The following is a 16,069-nucleotide window of genomic DNA, read 5'->3' on the forward strand; positions in this document are numbered from 1 at the left end:
GGTGGCACGGCACACGTACTTCACGCACCCGTGTTCACGCACGCGAATGGCCGGTCCGGCACAATGGGGACCGAGGTGGAACCGATCATGGACGGCGTGCTCCTGACCGCGGTGCTTCCGTTGGTGGCGTTCGCGCTGCTCACGGCGGCGAACGCGTTCTTTGTGGCGGCCGAGTTCGGGCTTGTCACGGTCGACCGGGCCGAGATCGGGCGGCGCGCGAACGAGGGCGACCGCCGGGCCCGGACGGTGCAGCGGGTCCTGCACAACCTGTCGTTCCAGCTCTCCGGCACCCAGCTCGGCATCACCCTGGCCACGGTGCTGACCGGTTACCTGGCCGAGCCGGCCCTCTCCAAGCTGTTCGACCCGCTGGTCGAGCCGATCGCCGGGGACGCGACCGACGGCATCACGCACGCGCTGGCGCTGATCGTCGCCACGCTGCTGTCGATGCTCTTCGGCGAGCTGGTGCCCAAGAACGCGGCGCTGGCCCGGCCGCTGGGCGTGGCGCTGCGGACGGCGGGCCCGCTGCGTACCTTCTCCCGGCTCTTCAAGTGGATGATCGCGGCGCTGAACGGCTCGGCCAACTGGCTGGTCCGCCGGATCGGCATCGAGCCGCAGGAGGAGCTGGCGAGCGCCCGGTCCCCGGAGGAGCTGGGCCTGCTCGCCGCGATCAGCGCCCGGGCCGGCGCGCTGCCCACCGAGACCGCGACCCTGATGCGCCGGACGATCCGCTTCGGGGAGAAGAGGGCGGCCAAGGCGATGACCCCGCGGGTCGACGTCGTCGGGCTCGCCATCACGGCCAGCGTCGCCGACCTGCTCGCCATTGCCCGCGAGTCCGGGCACACCCGCTTCCCGGTCTACGAGAACACCATCGACGTGGTCACCGGGGTGGCCGGGGTGCCGGACGCGCTCGGGGTGCCGCTCGACCGGCGGGCCGCGACCCGCGTCGCGACGATCGCCAAGGAGCCGGTGTACGTGCCGGAGAGCCTCGGCCTCGACAAGGTGCTCGCGGCGTTGCGGGCGGCGCAGGCCGACCTGGCGATCGTCGTGGACGAGTACGGCGGCACCGACGGCGTGGTGACGATCGAGGACCTGATCGAGGAGCTGGTCGGCGAGATCACCGACGAGTACGACGACGATGTGGACGAGGCCGGCGCCCAGGAGCTGACCGCGCCGGGCGGGGACAAGACGTACCTGGTGGACGGGCTGCTGCGCGAGGACGAGCTGATGGAGCAGACCGGGTTCGAGCTGCCCGAGGGCCCGTACGAGACCCTGGCCGGTTTCCTGCTGGCCCGGCTCGGCCACATCCCGCTGGTGGGCGAGTCGCTGGAGGAGAACGGCTGGGAGTTCACCGTGATGGAGGTCGACCGGCACCGGATCGAGCAGGTCCGGGTGGTCGCGCCGCAGGAGCCGGCCGATGACTAAGGTCCTGGTCACGATCCTGCTGCTGATCGGCAACGGGGTGTTCGTCGGCGGCGAGTTCGCGCTGATCGCGTCGCGGCGTACGGCATTGGAACCGCTCGCCGCCACCTCGAAGCCCGCCCGCTGGGCCCTCTCGGCGATGAACCAGATCCCGCTGATGATCGCCGGCGCTCAGCTCGGCATCACGATCTGCTCGCTCGGTCTCGGCGCGCTGGCCGAGCCGGCCCTGGCGCACGTGCTGGAGGGCCCGTTCGGGGCGCTCGGCCTGCCCGACGACATGCTGCACCCGGTCTCGTTCGTGCTGGCCCTGATCATCGTGGTCTTCATGCACACGGTGATCGGCGAGATGGTCCCCAAGAACATCACGCTGGCCGGCCCGGAGCGCACCGCGCTGATCCTCGGCCCGTTCATGCTGGCCTTCTGCACCGCCACCAAGCCGATCCTCAACGCGATGCGCTGGGCCTCGCGCACCGTACTGAAGCTCTGGAAGATCGAGGCGACCGACGCGGTCAAGACCGTCTTCACCGCCGAGGAACTGGCCGGGATGGTCACCCAGGCGCGCAGCGAGGGCCTGCTCGGCTCGGAGCAGTACGCCCGGATCCACGCGGCGCTCGGGCTCAACGACCGGACCGCCGCCGACACCTTGCGCGCCTGGTCGGGGGTGACCACGGTGGCCGACGACGTGTCGCCGGCGACGATCGAGGCGATCTCCACCCGGACCGGCCGCTCGCGGTTCCCCGTGGTGCAGCGGGAGACCCGGCGGGTGCTGGGCTTCGTGCACGTCAAGGACATCCTGGGGTACGCCGCGGGCCAGCGCCGCCTCCCGATCCCGGCCGAGATCATCCGCCCGCTCGCCGTGGTCCCGCCCGAGCGCACCCTGGCCGACCTGCTGCTCACCATGCGCCGCGACCGGCTGCACATCGTGCTGGTCAGCGACGGCCGGCGGCCGCTCGGCGTGATCACCCTGGACGACGTGATCCACGCCGTGGTCGGCGAGCCGGCGCACGGTCTGGCGCCGGTCCGATCGGCCTCCTAGGGGGCGGTTTCGCGGAGGACGCCGGCGCCCTTCGCCTCCTGAATCCGCGCGTACACATGCGAGCGGAGCTCGACGAACCGGGCGTCCGAGCGGGTCTTGAGCTGGTCGCGCTCGCTCGGCAGGTCGATGTCGAGGTTCTCCAGCACGTGGGTCGGCGAGGAGGAGAGCATCACGACCCGCTCGCCCAGGTAGACCGCCTCGTCGATGTCGTGCGTGACGAACAGCATGGTCATGCCGAACCGCTTCCACACCGTACGGACCAGGTCTTCCAGGTCCGCCCGGGTCTGCGCGTCGACCGCCGCGAACGGCTCGTCCATCAGCATGACCTTGGGCTGGAAGGCGATCGCCCGGGCGATCGCGACCCGCTGCTGCATGCCGCCGGAGAGCTGCCACGGGTACGCCTTGCCGGCGTCGGCCAGACCCACCGCGCCGAGCGACTCGTCGACCAGCGTCCGCCGCTCCGCCTTGCCGAGGCCCTTGGACTTCAGCGGCAGCTCGATGTTCTCGGCGACGCGCAGCCAAGGGAACAGGCTGCGCCCGTACTCCTGGAAGACGATCGCCAGGCCGTCGGGCGGGCCGGTCACCACCTGGCCGCTCACCCGCACCTCGCCCGCGGTGGGCTCGAGCAGGCCGCCGAGGCAGCGCAGCAGGGTGGTCTTGCCGCAGCCGGACGGGCCGACGACGCAGACGAACTGTCCGTCGTCGACGGTCAGGGTGATGTCGCCCAACGCCTCCACGGTGCGGCCCTGACCGCCGTACGTCTTGCGCAGCGACCGGATCTCCAGCATGACCTTGCTCCTCGTTTCGACGAACTAATGTCCGCTGCGCTCGGCGGCGCGCGCCCCGTGGTACCAGTTCAAGACTCGCCGCTCGACCAGCGTGAACGCCAGCGAGAGCAGCACGCCGAGCAGACCGAGCACGAACACGCCGCTCCACATCTCCGGGATCTGGAAGCCGCGCTGGAACTCGACGACGGTGTAGCCCAGGCCGTCGGTGGCCCCGAGCAGTTCGCCGATGACCATCATGATGATGCAGATGGACAGCGCCTGACGGGCGCCGACGACGATCTGCGGGCTGGCCGCCCGCAGGATGAACGTGCGGATCCGCAGCCAGCCGCGGATCTGGTAGCTGCGGCAGGTGTCGGCGAGCACCTCGTCGACGCCGCGCACACCCTCCACAGTGTTCAGCAGGATCGGCCAGACGCCGCCGACCACGATGACCAGCACCTTGGTGGGGTCGCCGAGGCCGGCGATGAGAATCAGGACCGGTACCAGCACCGGCGGCGGGATCGCCCGGAGGAACTCCAGGATCGGCTCGAGCAGGGCGCGCAGCCGGCGGTTGGCGCCGATCAGGACGCCGAGCCCGATCCCGAGCAGAAGCGCGAGGCCGTAGCCGATGAACAACCGGATCAGGCTGGGCAGCACGTCGCTCTTGAAGGTGGCCGCCGTCCAGGTGTGCGGGAAGACCTTGATGATCGTCTCCAGCGGCGGCTGGTAGAAACTCGTGCTGTCGGCGCTCGCGAACCACCAGGTGACCAGCAGGATCACCGGCAGCGCGAGGGCCAGGCCGATCCGGCCGAGGGTGCGGGTCACAGCGGGAGCTCCCTTCGGACCGAGGGGTGCCAGGCCAGCACGAGCCGCTCGGCGCGGCGGGTCGCCAGGTTGGCGATCAGGCCGATGAGACCGGCGACGATGATCAGCGCGTACATCGAGGGCACCGCGATGCTGCTCTGTGCGACCGCGATCTCCTCACCGATGCCTTTGGTGCCGCCGATCAGCAGCTCGCCGGTGATGGTCAGGACCAGGGCGACCGCGGCGGCGAGGCGGATGCCGGTCATCGCGTACGGGAGGGTGGTCGGCCAGACCAGGTAGCGCGCCTGGCGCCAGCGGCCGAGCCGGTAGGACGCCGCGGTCTCCCGGGCGACCGGGTCGACGTCGGCGACCCCGTGCAGCACCTGGATCAGTACCTGCCAGAAGGACGCGTAGACGACCAGCAGCAGGATCGACCGGACCGGGGCGCTGAACAGCACGATCGCCAACGGCAGCAGGGCCACCGAGGGGATCGGCCGGAGGAACTCGACGGTGGACGCGGTGGCCAGCCGCAGCGCCGGAATCGAGCCGATCACGATGCCCAGTACGATCCCCGCCACTACGGCGATCGCGAGCCCGATCAGCCAGGTCGTCACCGTGCCGGCGACCGCGCGCCAGAAGCCGCCGCGGTCGAGCTCGTCGATCAGCGCGCGGACGATCGTGCTGGTGGGCGGGAAGTACTCGGCCGGCAGCACGCCCGCGCGTGGGAGGACCTCCAGGAGGCCGCCGAAGCAGACGAGCCCGATCAGCCCGAGCAGGGCCGGAGAGTCTCCGACCCTGCGCCGGGTGCCTTGCGAAGTCGTCACTGCAGCAGCTTCGACGTGTCGACCGGGGCGGTGAGCAGGCCGTCCTTGACCATCAGGCTGTTCATGAGATCCAGCGACGCCTTGTCGACGTCCGCCTTGTACTGCGGCAGGGTCATGGCGGCGGCCGCGTCTGCCTTGATCGTCGTGTAGGTGGTGACGACCTGTCGCACCTCGTCGGGGTGGGCGTCGGCGTAGGCCAGCGACTCCTTCAGCGCCGCGGTGAAGCGCTTGGCCAGGTCGGGCTTCTCGCTCAGCAACTGCGTCGAGGTGAAGTAGTCCGCGACCATCATGTTCGGGCTGACCGCGGCGAACGAGCCGATCTGCTTCCAGCCCTTCGACCGCACCGAGGAGACGAACGGCTCGACCAGGAAGACGCCCTGCACCCGGCCGGCGTCGAGCGCGGCCGCCTGGTCGGGGAAGGCGACCTCGACGTACTTCACCTTCGACGGGTCGCCGCCGTCCTTGCGGACCAGCTCGTTCACCGAGGTGGCCACGATGTTCTTCAACGTGTTCGCGGCGACGGTCTTGCCCTCGAGGTCCTTCGGGCGGGTGATGGCCGGGTCCTTGACGATCAGGCCGCTGAAGTCCTTGGTGGCGTCGGCCGTGGCGTTGTTGCCGTTGGCGACCACCTTGATCGGCACGTTCTTGGACGCGCCGAGCAGCAGCGAGACCACGTTGCTGAAGCCGAACTGGTACTGCCCGCTGATCACGGCCGGCACGATCGCCGCGCCACCCTGCGCCTGCTCCAGGGTGAGGTCGATGTTCTGTTTCTGGAAGAAGCCCTTGGCCTTGCCGAGGTAGATCGGGGCGACGTCGACGATCGGGATGACGCCGACCTTGACCTTGTCGGGCGAACCCGACGACGAGTTGTTCTTCGAGGAGTCGTCCGAGCAGGCGGCGGTGGTCGCCGCCAGGGCAGTCACCGTCAGCAATGCGATGAGCCGTGTTCTCAGCATCGTTCTCAGCACCTTCACGTCTGCGAAGCCGGACCGGATATGTCGAGGATGGTCGATATACCATTCGGTGTGTCCCACGCCACTGGCCAGAACGCTAGAGGTCGGGTTACAAGATTGTCAACGATTCGCCAATGCCGTAGCCGAGCTGATGCAAAATAGCTGGCGAAACGCCGGTGTGGCCTCGCGGAGATTGTTAACAATCAAGACAACATCGGTCTTCTATGGCTCGGCTCCGTCGGCCAGGTCGGTCAGCCAGTCCCGGCTCGCGCGGGTGACCCGGGCCGGCACCCCGAGGTCGTCGAGCAGGCGCCCGGCGGCCTCCATCTCGTGTATGCGCCGTACGGCGTGCGTCTTCGAGCCGGTGAGCAGGCGCTGGAGCGTCTCCCCGTCGGCGCGGATCAGCTCCTCGGTGATGTTGCCGAGCAGCCAGTCGGACAGGCCCGCGGCCCGGGCCGCGGCGGTCGCCTCGAGCACCGCCGCCGCCAGTCCCTTGTAGAACACACTGCGAAGAAGCTTGTGCGTGGCGGCCGAGCCGACCGGCCCGTCGAGCACGTCGACCCGGGCGCCGAGCGGGCGCATCACCTCGGCATAGTCGCCCGAGGCCGGCCCGCTCACGGTCATCGGGGTGGACAGGCCGTGGCCCGGGACCGGGGACATCAGGGCCACGTCGACGACCCGTACGCGACCGGCGGCGGCCTTTTCCAGCGCCACCTTCTCGCCCGGCGAGGCGGTGTTGAGATCGGCCCACAGCGTGCCGGGCGCGCAGCCGGGCAGCCCCTCGGCCAGGGCGTCCGGGGCATCGGCGGCGCTGTTGACGCTGAGCACGAGTTCGGCGCCGGCGCAGGCCTCGGCATCGCCGCCGCATCGCCGGACACCGGGCGGCGGTTCTACTCTCGGGTCGTACCCCCGCACCTCCGCACCCGCCGCCACCAGGCCGGCCGAGATGAGCCCGCCCGCCTCGCCGAGGCCCAGCACCGCGATGATCATCGCAACTCCCCGGCGTCGATGTCGCGGAGCGCCTCGATCACGCTCGCGATGTGCTCGCGCATCGCGGACTCCGCGGCCTTGGGATCGCGCTGCCGGATCGCCTCGATGATCCGCTCGTGCTGGGGCAGCGAGATCGCCGGGCGGCCCGGATGCAGCGAGATCATGAACTGGTGCCGGACGAGTTGGCCGCGCAGCGTCTCGATGATGGAGTCGGCCGTGCGGTGGCCGGCGATGGCGCGGATCAGTCCGTGCAGCCGCTGGTTGAGATCGCCGTAGCGGCGGAACTCGCCGGCGCTGATCGCGCGCCGCATCAGCAGGCCGATCTCGTCGAGCTCGCTGGCCTGCGCGTCGGTGACCTGCGTCGCGGCGCGGGCGGCGACCAGTCCCTCGAGCACCATGCGTACCTCGGTGATCTCGACGGCTTCGTCCAGCGTCACCTTCCGGACGTGCGCGCCCTTGTTCCGCTCGACCTTGACCAGGCCGTCGGCGGCGAGGTCCTGCAGGGCGGCCCGCACGGTGAACCGGCTGATCCCGAAGCGCTCGCACAGCTGCGCCTCGACCAGCCGCTCGCCGGGCAGGTACTCGCCGGCCAGGATCGCGTCGCGCAGCGCGTCCCGGGCGTCTTTGTCGTCGGCAGGCAAGATCCCGCTCTCCTCAGGCTTTGATCAGCTGTTCCAGTCGCGGGTAGACGCGCCGGGCGTTGCGCTCGAAGACCTTCTCCCGATCGTCCGCCGCCAGATCCAACGCCTCGACGTACCGGCGGGTGTCGTCGAAGTAGTGGCCCGTCTGCGGGTCGATGCCGCGCACGGCGCCGACCATCTCCGAGCCGAACAGCAGGTTGTCGATGTCGATCACCTCGAACAGCAGGTTGATCCCGGGCTGGTGGTACACGCAGGTGTCGAAGAAGACGTTGCGCATGACGCTCTCGGCCAGCGGCGGGCGCTCGAGCATGTCGGCCAGGCCGCGGAACCGGCCCCAGTGGTACGGCACCGCGCCGCCGCCGTGCGGGATCACGATGCGCAGCCCGGGGAGGTCCCGGAACAGGTCGGCCTGCAGGAACTGCATGAACGCGGTGGTGTCGGCGTTCAGGTAGGCGGAGCCGGTGGCGTGGAGGTTCGGATTGGTCACCGCGGAGACGTGCACCATGGCCGGCACGTCCAGCTCGACCATCGCCTCGTAGAACGGGTACCAGGAGCGGTCGGTCAGCGGCGCCGAGGTCCAGTGGCCGCCGCTCGGGTCGGGGTTGAGGTTGCAGCCGACGAAGCCCAGTTCCTCGACGCAGCGGCGCAGCTCGGCGATCGAGTTGGCGATCGGCACGCCGGGCGACTGGGGCAGCTGGCACACGCCGGCGAAGTTGTCCGGGTAGAGCTGCGTGACCCGGTAGATCAGGTCGTTGCAGGCCTCGGCCCACGGCCGGCTCACGGTCTCGTCGCCCTCGTGGTGGGCCATCGCCGAGGCGCGCGGCGAGAAGATCGTCAGGTCGACGCCGCGCTCGCGCATCAGCCGCAGCTGGCTGCCCTCGATGGAGTCGCGGATCTCGTCGTCGGATATATCCGGATATCTCGGGGGGATCGGGTCGGCCAGTTGCGCTTTGCGCCAGTTCGTATGTGCGGCGGGCACCGTCGTGTAGTGCCCGTGGCAGTCGATGATCACTTGACGTCCTCCCTCGACGAGACCGGGGGTGTGCCGTGGGTGTGGAACGAGTCGATCGTCTTCAGGCCCCACGCCTGGCCCTTGGCCCGCTCCGCCTCGGTCCAGTTGACCGGTTGCCAGTCGGGCGCGAACACCAGGCGGGCGCCGGCGTTGCAGAGCTCGATGCGGTTGCCGCCGGGCTCGTAGACGTACAGGAAGAAGGTCTGTTGAATGGCGTGTTTGTGCGGCCCGGTCTCGATGAAGACGCCCTGCTCGAGGGCGATGTCGGCGGCCTTGAGGATGTCCTCGCGAGTGTCCGTGGCGAACGCGATGTGGTGCAGGCGCCCGCTGGTGCCGGTGCGGTCCCGCGTGTAGACGGCGTCGTAGCCCTTGTTCGTGAAGGTCGTCCAGCTGCCGGCGATGCTGCCGTCGTCGAGCACGATCTGCTCGGTGACCAGCGCGCCGAGGTTGTCGCGCAGGTAGTCCCGGTTCGCCTCGACGTCGACGCCCAGGTAGTTGATGTGGTCGAGCCGGCGAACGCTGACCCCGCGGGCCGGGTACGCCTGGGCCTGGTTCTTCAGCGCCGGACGCAGCTCGTCGCTCGGCCGGAACCACGAGCTCTCGTAGTAGAGGCCGAGCTCGTGCCCGTCCGGATCGGTGAAGACGTAGGTCGGGCCGTAACCCGGGTCGCCGTCCTGCCAGCCGATGCCGCGGCCGGTCGCCTCGATCTCCTTGACCAGGCTCGCCAGCGCCTCGGAAGAGGACGCGCGCAGGAACGTCCGGCCGACGCCGGAGGTCGCGTGGCCGGTGAGCTTGATCGTGATGTTCTCGTAGTCGTCCCACGCGCGCAGGAAGACCGAGTCGCCGGCGTCGCCGTTCACGGTCAGGCCGAGGTAGTCGGTGAAGAACGCGACGCTCTCGTCGAGGACCGGCGTGCGGAGCTCGATGTGCGCGAGATGCGCGATCTGGTGCACGGTTTCTCCTTATCCGCGCGGGAACGCGATGCCGTCGAAGAGCTTGCGAGCGGTACGCACCACGCCCGAGCGCACGACGCGCGGCGGGTCGGCGTCCCCGTCGACGATCACGTCGACCAGCAGGTGGCCCGTCGGGTGCTCGACGTCGACCTGGGACCGGTCGGCCGGCCAGCCGCGGGTCAGCTCGTGGCCGACCGCGCCGGGCAGCAGCATGCCGGTGACCGTGCTGATCGCGGCCAGCACGCCGATCGAGGTGTGCGGCTGCACCGGGATGAACGAGCGGGTGCTGACCCGGCCGCCGTCCCGGGGCGGGGCGAGCAGCACGGTCTTCGGTACCGACCCGGCCGGGTCGCCCAGGCCCATCAGCCGGCCGGCCGAGCGCCGGAACTCGTCGATCTGGCCGAGCAGCGGCTGGTCGGCGGCGAGGCGCTCGTGCGTCTCGTGCCCGGTCAGGCCGAACGACTCGGCCATCGCGAGCACCACCGGCATGCCGTTGTCGACGCAGGTCGCCTCGACGCCGTCGATCCGGTCGCGGACCCGGCCGGTGGGCAGCAGGCTGCCGGTGGCGGAACCCTCGGTGCCGGCGAACGCGAGCACCACCGGCGCCGCGCCACCGGGCACGCCCGAGATCATGGTGTCGCCGCGGTACTCGACCCGGCCGTCGGGGGTGGCGAAGGTGGCGACCGCGACGCTGTCCGAGTTGACCATCCGGATGCGTACGCTCGTCTCCTCCGCGCCGGCCGGGAAGAGGCCGCGCTCCACCGCGAACGGCCCGACGCCGGCCAGGATGTTGCCGCAGTTCTGCTGGGTGCTGACCGTCGGCCGGTCGACGCCGAGCTGCAGGAACAGGTAGTCGATGTCGGCCACGGCTGTTGCGGAGCGGCTCACGATGGCGACCTTGCTGGTCAGCGAGGTGGAGCCACCGAGGCCGTCGATCTGCCGCGGGTCGGGCGTACCCATCAGGCGCAGCAGCAGATCGTCCCGCTCGGCCGGGTCGGCGGGCAGGTCACCGGGCTCGAAGAAGAGGCCGCGGGACGTGCCGCCGCGCAGCATCATGCATCGGACCCCGGTGCCGTCGTAGTCAGTCACCTTTGACGTACTCCCCGTAGGAGACGTACTCGATGCCGAGGCTGGGCAGCTTGTCGCGCAGGCCGTACCGGTCCAGGCCGAGCTCGCCCTCGGCGAACGCCGCCCGGGTCGCGGCCTCCTTGTCGAGACGGGCCTTGGCGGAGCTCAGCGCGCGCGGCACGTCGAGCCGGGGCACCACGGTGACGCCGTCGTCGTCGCCGAGGATCACGTCACCCGGGTGGATGGTCTGGCCGCCGAGCACGATCGGCACGTTCACCGCGCCGGCGGTCGCCTTCACCGACCCCTGCGCGCTGATCGCGCGGGACCACACCGGGAACCGCATCTCCCGAAGATCCGCAACATCCCGTACGCCGCTGGCCAGCACCGCGCCCCGCACGCCGCGGTGCCGCAGGACGCCCGCGAACAGCTCGCCGAACAGCCCGTCGGTGGAGGGCGAGTTGGTCGCGACGACCAGCACGTCGCCGGGCCGGCACTGCTCGACCGCGACGTGGATCATCAGGTTGTCGCCGGGCCAGCAGAGGACGGTGACCGCGGTGCCGCCGGTCTTCGCGCCCGGCCACACGGGGCGGAACTCGGGGCCAAGATAGCCGACCCGGCCGAGGGCCTCGTGCACGGTGGCCACGCCGTACCCGCCCAGGGTCTCGGCGTCGTCGATGTCCGCGCGGGGCGGATCGGTTACCACGACGGTCCTCATGCCCAAGCCTCCCGAATCCCGGCGGGTTGTCACCAGCTAGAGCCTAGGTGGCGGCCACAGATTGTCAACAATCGCGCCGACAGGATTCTCGGGGTTTTCGCTGCTCGCGCAGGGCCTCTTGAATATTATTGACAATATTGGTCGCTATCGGATGGTCGGCTCTTTACCACTTATGGCGGGTTGGCGATGCATTTGTTCGCCTGTGGGGTAGTTATTGCTGTTTTGGCTCAAAATCTGGACAATTGCCGCATGTCTCGTCGTCTCGCCCTGACGGGAGTGCTCCTCCTCGCCGCCGGGCTCGCCGTCGCCTACCGCCCGCTGACCGCGGACGCGCTGCCGCCCCCGACACCGTCGGCCGGTGTGCTGCCCAGTCTTCCCGCCCCGGAGGCGCCTCTGCTACCCCGGCGCGTCGGCGTCGCCACCGCTCCCGTGACCCTGCGCTACACCTTCGACGGCGGGGTGAGCAAGCCGATCACCGACCTCACCGGCGGCCACGAACTGCGTCCGCTCGGGCAGAACGGCGGGCTGCTCCGACTCGTACCGCAAGGTCCGGGTCTTGGTCTTGCCGTTGCCTACCCCGACCGGTGCACGCTGCCCAAACAGAGCGACTGCCCCCGCGCGATCCTCGAAGGCACGCGCGACGACAGCCTCAATCCAGGAACCAGACCTTTGTCGTACGGGGCATCCGTGCTCATGACCCACGACGACCTGTCCGACGGCGCCAACGTGCTCCAGAAGGGCTACTCGGTCGGCGGCGGCAGCCAGTTCAAACTGCAGGTCGACCACCGCCTGGGCCACCCCAGCTGCGTCATCACCGGCCGCACCGGCGTCATCTACCGAGCCGAACCCCGGCTGGACGTCGCCGACGGCCACTGGCACGACCTGACCTGCACCCGAGCGGACGGCCGCCTGACGCTGGTGGCGGACGGGGTAGCGCGAGCGTGGGTCCCGGTGCCGCCCCGCTTGTCGATCGCCAACGCGGAACCGCTGCGGGTCGGCGGCAAGGGGCCGGCCCAGGGCAACGACCAATATGCCGGCGAAATAGACAACGTCTTCCTCACCATCGGGCCGTGAGGAGTTCGCACAGCCCCGGCCCGCCGTCGCGAGCCGGGGCCGAGCCGCGTCGTCAGGCTACGTAGACGGCCTGGGTCTGGGCCGGTGCTTGCAGACCCTTCGTGCCGGCGTACGTCATGCGCCAGTAACCCGCGCCTGCGTGATCGAATGTCTGGTCGAAGGATCCCAGGCTCGAACTCAGGTGGACGGTGCCGACCGTGCGCCAGCCGGTGACGCCGTTCGAGGAGAACTGGATGTTCACCGCGTTGTCGACCCCTACGTAGTACAGCGAGAGCCCGCTCGAACCGACCCGGACCAGGCCCGTGTCGGCGTCACGGACGGCGAAGAAGTCGTTGATCGACGACGGCATCAGCACGGTGATCTTCGCCGACGCGTACGCGACCGATTGGACGTACATGTCGTCCGAGCCGACGGCGACCATGATCCGGTCGGTGTTGGACGGGTTGACGACGTAGCTGTAGTGCCCGTTCGCGTCCGTCGTGGTCGTCGGGCCGTCGAAGCAGCGGTCCGGCGTGTCCTCGCCCCGCGGGCACTGGCCGATCGAGATGCGCGCGTTGGCCATCGGCGCCCAGCCGTCCGGCGACTTCCACGACGCGTCGCCGGCGACCGTCACCGGGTCGCCGCTCATGATCGAGTTACGGTCCAGTTGGATGGTGACCTTGGTCGGCGACGCCTTCACGGTGGCTTCCGGAAGGTCGGCGTATCCCTGCAGGTAGTAGGGCTGCTCCTGAACGGTGCTGACGTAACCCGACCCGGTGCCCGCCGAGCTGACCTGTCCGGAGAAGCGGAATTGCCCCCTCGCCCCGGTCGCCACGGTGTCGGTGAAGTCGCCACCCGGAATCCAGGCGTAGATCGACTGGCCGCTCACCGGCGCGGTCGCGCGGGTGCCCGGCCACCGCCCCATGAGCTGGCCGGAGACCTGATAGGTCCGCCGGCTGTAGGTAACGGTCGGCGTGGTCTTCAGGTCGGCGATGTACATCTGCACGGCATAGACGAGGTTGCCGACCCCGTCGGCCTCGCTGCGCCCGCCGTCGGTGTCGGTCGCCTCGACGTTCAGCGAGTAGTAGCCGAGCTTCGCCAACTGCACCTCATCGGACTGCCAGACGCCGTCCGTGCTCGTCCCGCTGACCAGCCGGAACGACGTCACCACCGCGACCTCGCCCCCACCACCGGCGGCGACGACATGCGCGGCGAGCCCGGCCACGCCAACGTCCGACGTAGCCCTGACCTGGATCCGCCCCAGGTCACCATCGACACTCTGCGCCCACGCGATCGTCGGCCCGCCGGCCGCCGCAGCCGAGGCCGGCGCCGCAACCCCGCCGACCAACACGGCCGCCCCTACCAACGCCGGAACAACTCTCCGCACGCCATCTCCTAACCAACCGATCCCAGACCAGACAGCCGCAGAGAATATGCACCCCCACCACTCCCAGCCACCCCGCCCGCAAGACGGTGGAAGGTCAGCGCGCGCACTCATGTCTGGGCCTTTGGCTGTTCGCACCTCCCGACCAGCACTTCGGCGATCGGCCCCATGCTGGTGACGACAAGGTCGGCTCCGGCGTCGCGGAAGGCATCGACCTTGGGCGGCCGGTTGGCGTACCGCGAAGATGCGGACGCCGGCCGCCCTCGCACCCGCGATGTCCGACAGCGAGTCGCCCACCAGGACAGTTCGACCCGGCGAACTGCCGACCGCCTGGACGGCCCGCAGGATCGGGGCGGGGTGGGGTTTCATGAGTCCGGGTTCGGCGTAGGCGCGTCCGATCACCGGCGCCACGTGCCCGATCAGGCGGTGCGCCCCGAGGTAGGCGTTCACCGCGCCGGCCGAGTTGTTGCTGACCACCGCGACCGGAAGCCCGGCTCGTCGGGCAGCCACGATGACTTCCCGCCCGTACTGGGTAGGCGCGGCCGTCGTCACGGCGCGGCCCTCCGCCGCGCCGAGCGCATCTTCAACCAGGCGCGCAACCGCCTGCTCGCCGGTCGATCCGGCCCAGCGCAGCACTTCCAGCGGATCGGCTTCGCCCTCCAACTGCGCCGCCCCGTCCACGCCGCGCCGGCCCAGCAGCTCCACCAACTCGCCCGCCACATCACGCGCCGGGTACCCGGCAAAGACCCGGCAAACCGGCCCGTCAAAGTCAAGGAGAACTGCACTCCATGGAAGGGAGGCCACCCATGGTGCGCTCGCCGCCATGGCTTACAGGCAAGCCCTTAGCCAAGCCACGCACCCACCGCAACCAACAGTCACTGTGGGGTCTGGGGGGTCGCCCCCAGGGTGGAATGCGAAGGGGCCCCGGTCCGCGGAAGGGAGGCCACCCATGGTGGGCTCGCCGTCCTGGCCTGCCCGCAAGCTCTTAGCCAAGCCACGCACCCACCGCAACCAACAGTCACCGTGGGGGTCTGGGGGGTCGCCCCCCAGGGTGGAATGCGAAGGGGCCCCGGTCCGCGCCTTTTGCGGACACAGAGCCCCTGCACCTGAGCGGGTGACGGGAATCGAACCCGCACTGTCAGCTTGGGAATCGCGTTGATCTTTAGCTGGGAAGACTCTAGGTCCAGGTGAAGGCGCTGCAATGCCGAAGGGCTGATCTTTCGGACGAGCCTCTAGTTGACCGTTGGTGTCCGCGTGATCGGGCACGCATCGGGCACGAAATTTGGGGCTCGCGGGCTTAGGTGCTCGGATGAATGATCTTGAGGTCCGGAAAATGCCGGGCGATTGCGCGAAAGTCCGCCAGATTGTTGGTCACTACTGGGAGTTTGGGATCTATCGAGAGTGCGCAAGCTGCCGTCCAGAGGTCGTTGGTTCCCCCTTTGTGCAGATGTCCTGAAGTTTGGCATGCATTTGTGCCCATAGTTCAACTACTTGGATCGAGTAGGGCACGACCACGAAGGCTCTCAGTTGATTCTGAAGCTGTGTTATGCGCTTTTGTCCCCAACGGAGTCTGTGAACGTTAGCTAGCAGCTCGCCCCAAGTCGCGAAGCTAATAGCCATTTCGTGGCCTCTAGTTAAATCCTTAAATGCGTTACCGTCGGGATGCTCGGCGATCCAGTAGCTAATGACATCCGTGTCGACGAGAACTGGCCCGGCGGGGACGTCTTCGGGCCTCATTCGGCGAATGCCGCTAGGAATGCGGCGCGCTCGTCGTCGGTTAGGTCGCCAATTGCAAGCTCGGCAGGATCGACCAAGCCAGTGGTGCTCTGTTCGCTCTTGAGTGCTTCGAAGCTCATTGGTTGCCAGAACGCATCGGCATTCAATTCTAGTTGGACGTTGCGGACTACTGCTCGCAGCTCTACGGTGCGGGCCTGTGCAGTCCGGCCGTCGTAGTGAACAAGGCCCTCAATTCCTGTTTGTGATCTAAGGGCCTCTTGAATCTCATCCGCTAGGTCTGTCTCGAAGCTAACTGTTACTACTCCTCCGCTGGCGAGTCGTAGTTTCGCGGTATTTCCCTCGAAGTCCGCTTCGAATAGAACTCCAACGAGGGTCTCGTCACGGATGTCGGGGCGGCGTTCACTGATTCTCTGCATTCGTTCTCGAACTACCGCGTCTATCTTGGCTCGACGTGGTTGGCCAGATATTAGTGACGTGCTGTCGATTAACGTAATTGACGCATTGCGGTCGCCTATGCCAAGCTCCGACGCCATTTGTGCTACGGCGGCTGCTAGCTGGCTGTCCGCAGCTTCGTCCTCGCTTGTGATTATGTCGAGAAGGCGGGTGAAGGCCATTGAGCTGATCTCAGCGACGCGTATGTGTTGATTGGTGCGACACGGGCGAAGGCGGTGAGATCGGGCAGTGCTGGAAAGGGACGCGGAGCCCTCGGTAGG

16 protein-coding genes and 1 pseudogene are annotated in these 16,069 nt (G+C 68.9%); 3 read left to right on the forward strand and 14 right to left on the reverse strand.

Features of this window, described 5'->3' with window-relative positions; translation table 11 throughout:
- The first annotated feature begins 87 nt into the window (after window positions 1-87).
- Both IH26_RS0136990 and IH26_RS0136995 read left to right on the forward strand, forming a co-directional pair.
- Window positions 88-1,422 (forward strand): hemolysin family protein, encoded by a 1,335-nt coding sequence (locus tag IH26_RS0136990; RefSeq protein ID WP_030440935.1) that lies wholly within the window; start codon window positions 88-90, stop codon window positions 1,420-1,422.
- Window positions 1,415-2,455, forward strand: a complete 1,041-nt coding sequence (locus tag IH26_RS0136995; protein WP_030440936.1) for a hemolysin family protein — start codon at window positions 1,415-1,417, stop codon at window positions 2,453-2,455. The genes IH26_RS0136990 and IH26_RS0136995 overlap by 8 nt, the downstream gene beginning before the upstream one ends.
- Here the strand turns inward: IH26_RS0136995 and IH26_RS0137000 are convergent.
- The 10 genes from IH26_RS0137000 to IH26_RS0137045 all read right to left on the reverse strand — a co-directional run bounded on the left by IH26_RS0137000 (window position 2,452) and on the right by IH26_RS0137045 (window position 11,182).
- Window positions 2,452-3,243 carry an ABC transporter ATP-binding protein gene (locus IH26_RS0137000; RefSeq protein ID WP_030440937.1) on the reverse strand — a complete coding sequence of 264 codons (792 nt, stop codon included), beginning with the start codon at window positions 3,241-3,243 and terminating at the stop codon, window positions 2,452-2,454. The genes IH26_RS0136995 and IH26_RS0137000 overlap by 4 nt on opposite strands.
- A 24-nt stretch (window positions 3,244-3,267) precedes the next feature.
- Window positions 3,268-4,047 carry an ABC transporter permease gene (locus IH26_RS0137005; RefSeq protein ID WP_030440938.1) on the reverse strand — a complete coding sequence of 260 codons (780 nt, stop codon included), beginning with the start codon at window positions 4,045-4,047 and terminating at the stop codon, window positions 3,268-3,270.
- Window positions 4,044-4,850, reverse strand: a complete 807-nt coding sequence (locus IH26_RS0137010) for an ABC transporter permease (protein ID WP_211268822.1) — start codon at window positions 4,848-4,850, stop codon at window positions 4,044-4,046. Before IH26_RS0137010 ends, IH26_RS0137005 begins: the two co-directional genes overlap by 4 nt.
- Window positions 4,847-5,806: an ABC transporter substrate-binding protein gene (locus tag IH26_RS0137015; RefSeq protein WP_051809187.1), complete on the reverse strand. Its 960-nt coding sequence runs from the start codon at window positions 5,804-5,806 to the stop codon at window positions 4,847-4,849. The genes IH26_RS0137010 and IH26_RS0137015 overlap by 4 nt, the downstream gene beginning before the upstream one ends.
- Before the next feature lie 219 nt (window positions 5,807-6,025).
- Window positions 6,026-6,793 (reverse strand): NAD(P)-dependent oxidoreductase, encoded by a 768-nt coding sequence (locus IH26_RS0137020; RefSeq protein ID WP_030440941.1) that lies wholly within the window; start codon window positions 6,791-6,793, stop codon window positions 6,026-6,028.
- Entirely contained in the window at window positions 6,790-7,434 is a 645-nt protein-coding gene (locus IH26_RS0137025; protein WP_030440942.1) for a GntR family transcriptional regulator, read from the reverse strand. Before IH26_RS0137025 ends, IH26_RS0137020 begins: the two co-directional genes overlap by 4 nt.
- Before the next feature lie 13 nt (window positions 7,435-7,447).
- Window positions 7,448-8,446, reverse strand: coding sequence for an amidohydrolase family protein (locus IH26_RS0137030; protein ID WP_030440943.1), 999 nt, complete (start codon window positions 8,444-8,446; stop codon window positions 7,448-7,450).
- Entirely contained in the window at window positions 8,443-9,399 is a 957-nt protein-coding gene (locus IH26_RS0137035) for a VOC family protein (RefSeq protein ID WP_030440944.1), read from the reverse strand. The genes IH26_RS0137030 and IH26_RS0137035 overlap by 4 nt, the downstream gene beginning before the upstream one ends.
- 9 nt (window positions 9,400-9,408) lie before the next feature.
- Entirely contained in the window at window positions 9,409-10,488 is a 1,080-nt protein-coding gene (locus tag IH26_RS0137040) for a 4-oxalomesaconate tautomerase (RefSeq protein WP_245665831.1), read from the reverse strand.
- Window positions 10,481-11,182 (reverse strand): 4-carboxy-4-hydroxy-2-oxoadipate aldolase/oxaloacetate decarboxylase, encoded by a 702-nt coding sequence (locus IH26_RS0137045; protein ID WP_030440946.1) that lies wholly within the window; start codon window positions 11,180-11,182, stop codon window positions 10,481-10,483. The genes IH26_RS0137040 and IH26_RS0137045 overlap by 8 nt, the downstream gene beginning before the upstream one ends.
- A 249-nt stretch (window positions 11,183-11,431) precedes the next feature.
- On the opposite strand from IH26_RS0137045, the gene IH26_RS0137050 reads away from it, so the two are divergent.
- Window positions 11,432-12,256 carry a LamG-like jellyroll fold domain-containing protein gene (locus IH26_RS0137050; RefSeq protein WP_034216720.1) on the forward strand — a complete coding sequence of 275 codons (825 nt, stop codon included), beginning with the start codon at window positions 11,432-11,434 and terminating at the stop codon, window positions 12,254-12,256.
- Window positions 12,257-12,308: 52 nt separating this feature from the next.
- Here the strand turns inward: IH26_RS0137050 and IH26_RS0137055 are convergent, their stop codons facing one another.
- The 4 genes and pseudogenes from IH26_RS0137055 to IH26_RS60315 all read right to left on the reverse strand — a co-directional run bounded on the left by IH26_RS0137055 (window position 12,309) and on the right by IH26_RS60315 (window position 15,970).
- A complete protein-coding gene (locus IH26_RS0137055; RefSeq protein ID WP_157437568.1) occupies window positions 12,309-13,622 on the reverse strand; it encodes a hypothetical protein in 1,314 nt (437 codons plus the stop codon).
- Window positions 13,623-13,729: 107 nt separating this feature from the next.
- A pseudogene (locus IH26_RS58720) lies at window positions 13,730-14,444 on the reverse strand (HAD family hydrolase).
- 567 nt (window positions 14,445-15,011) lie between these two features.
- Window positions 15,012-15,356 carry a PIN domain-containing protein gene (locus IH26_RS64745; RefSeq protein WP_084599394.1) on the reverse strand — a complete coding sequence of 115 codons (345 nt, stop codon included), beginning with the start codon at window positions 15,354-15,356 and terminating at the stop codon, window positions 15,012-15,014.
- A complete protein-coding gene (locus IH26_RS60315) occupies window positions 15,353-15,970 on the reverse strand; it encodes a hypothetical protein (protein WP_157437569.1) in 618 nt (205 codons plus the stop codon). The genes IH26_RS64745 and IH26_RS60315 overlap by 4 nt, the downstream gene beginning before the upstream one ends.
- Window positions 15,971-16,069: the final 99 nt, after the last annotated feature.

Source organism: Actinoplanes subtropicus (genome assembly GCF_000721705.1).
Lineage (GTDB): Bacteria > Actinomycetota > Actinomycetes > Mycobacteriales > Micromonosporaceae > Actinoplanes > Actinoplanes subtropicus.

Bases quoted from the DNA above. Each gene is read 5' to 3' on its own strand.
- IH26_RS0136990 (WP_030440935.1), top strand. From the start codon at position 88: ATGGACGGCGTGCTCCTGACCGCGGTGCTTCCGTTGGTGGCGTTCGCG.
- IH26_RS0136995 (WP_030440936.1), top strand. From the start codon at position 1,415: ATGACTAAGGTCCTGGTCACGATCCTGCTGCTGATCGGCAACGGGGTG.
- IH26_RS0137000 (WP_030440937.1), bottom strand. From the start codon at position 3,243: ATGCTGGAGATCCGGTCGCTGCGCAAGACGTACGGCGGTCAGGGCCGC.
- IH26_RS0137015 (WP_051809187.1), bottom strand. From the start codon at position 5,806: ATGCTGAGAACACGGCTCATCGCATTGCTGACGGTGACTGCCCTGGCG.
- IH26_RS0137020 (WP_030440941.1), bottom strand. From the start codon at position 6,793: ATGATCATCGCGGTGCTGGGCCTCGGCGAGGCGGGCGGGCTCATCTCG.
- IH26_RS0137045 (WP_030440946.1), bottom strand. From the start codon at position 11,182: ATGAGGACCGTCGTGGTAACCGATCCGCCCCGCGCGGACATCGACGAC.
- IH26_RS0137050 (WP_034216720.1), top strand. From the start codon at position 11,432: ATGTCTCGTCGTCTCGCCCTGACGGGAGTGCTCCTCCTCGCCGCCGGG.
- IH26_RS64745 (WP_084599394.1), bottom strand. From the start codon at position 15,356: ATGAGGCCCGAAGACGTCCCCGCCGGGCCAGTTCTCGTCGACACGGAT.
- IH26_RS60315 (WP_157437569.1), bottom strand. From the start codon at position 15,970: ATGGCCTTCACCCGCCTTCTCGACATAATCACAAGCGAGGACGAAGCT.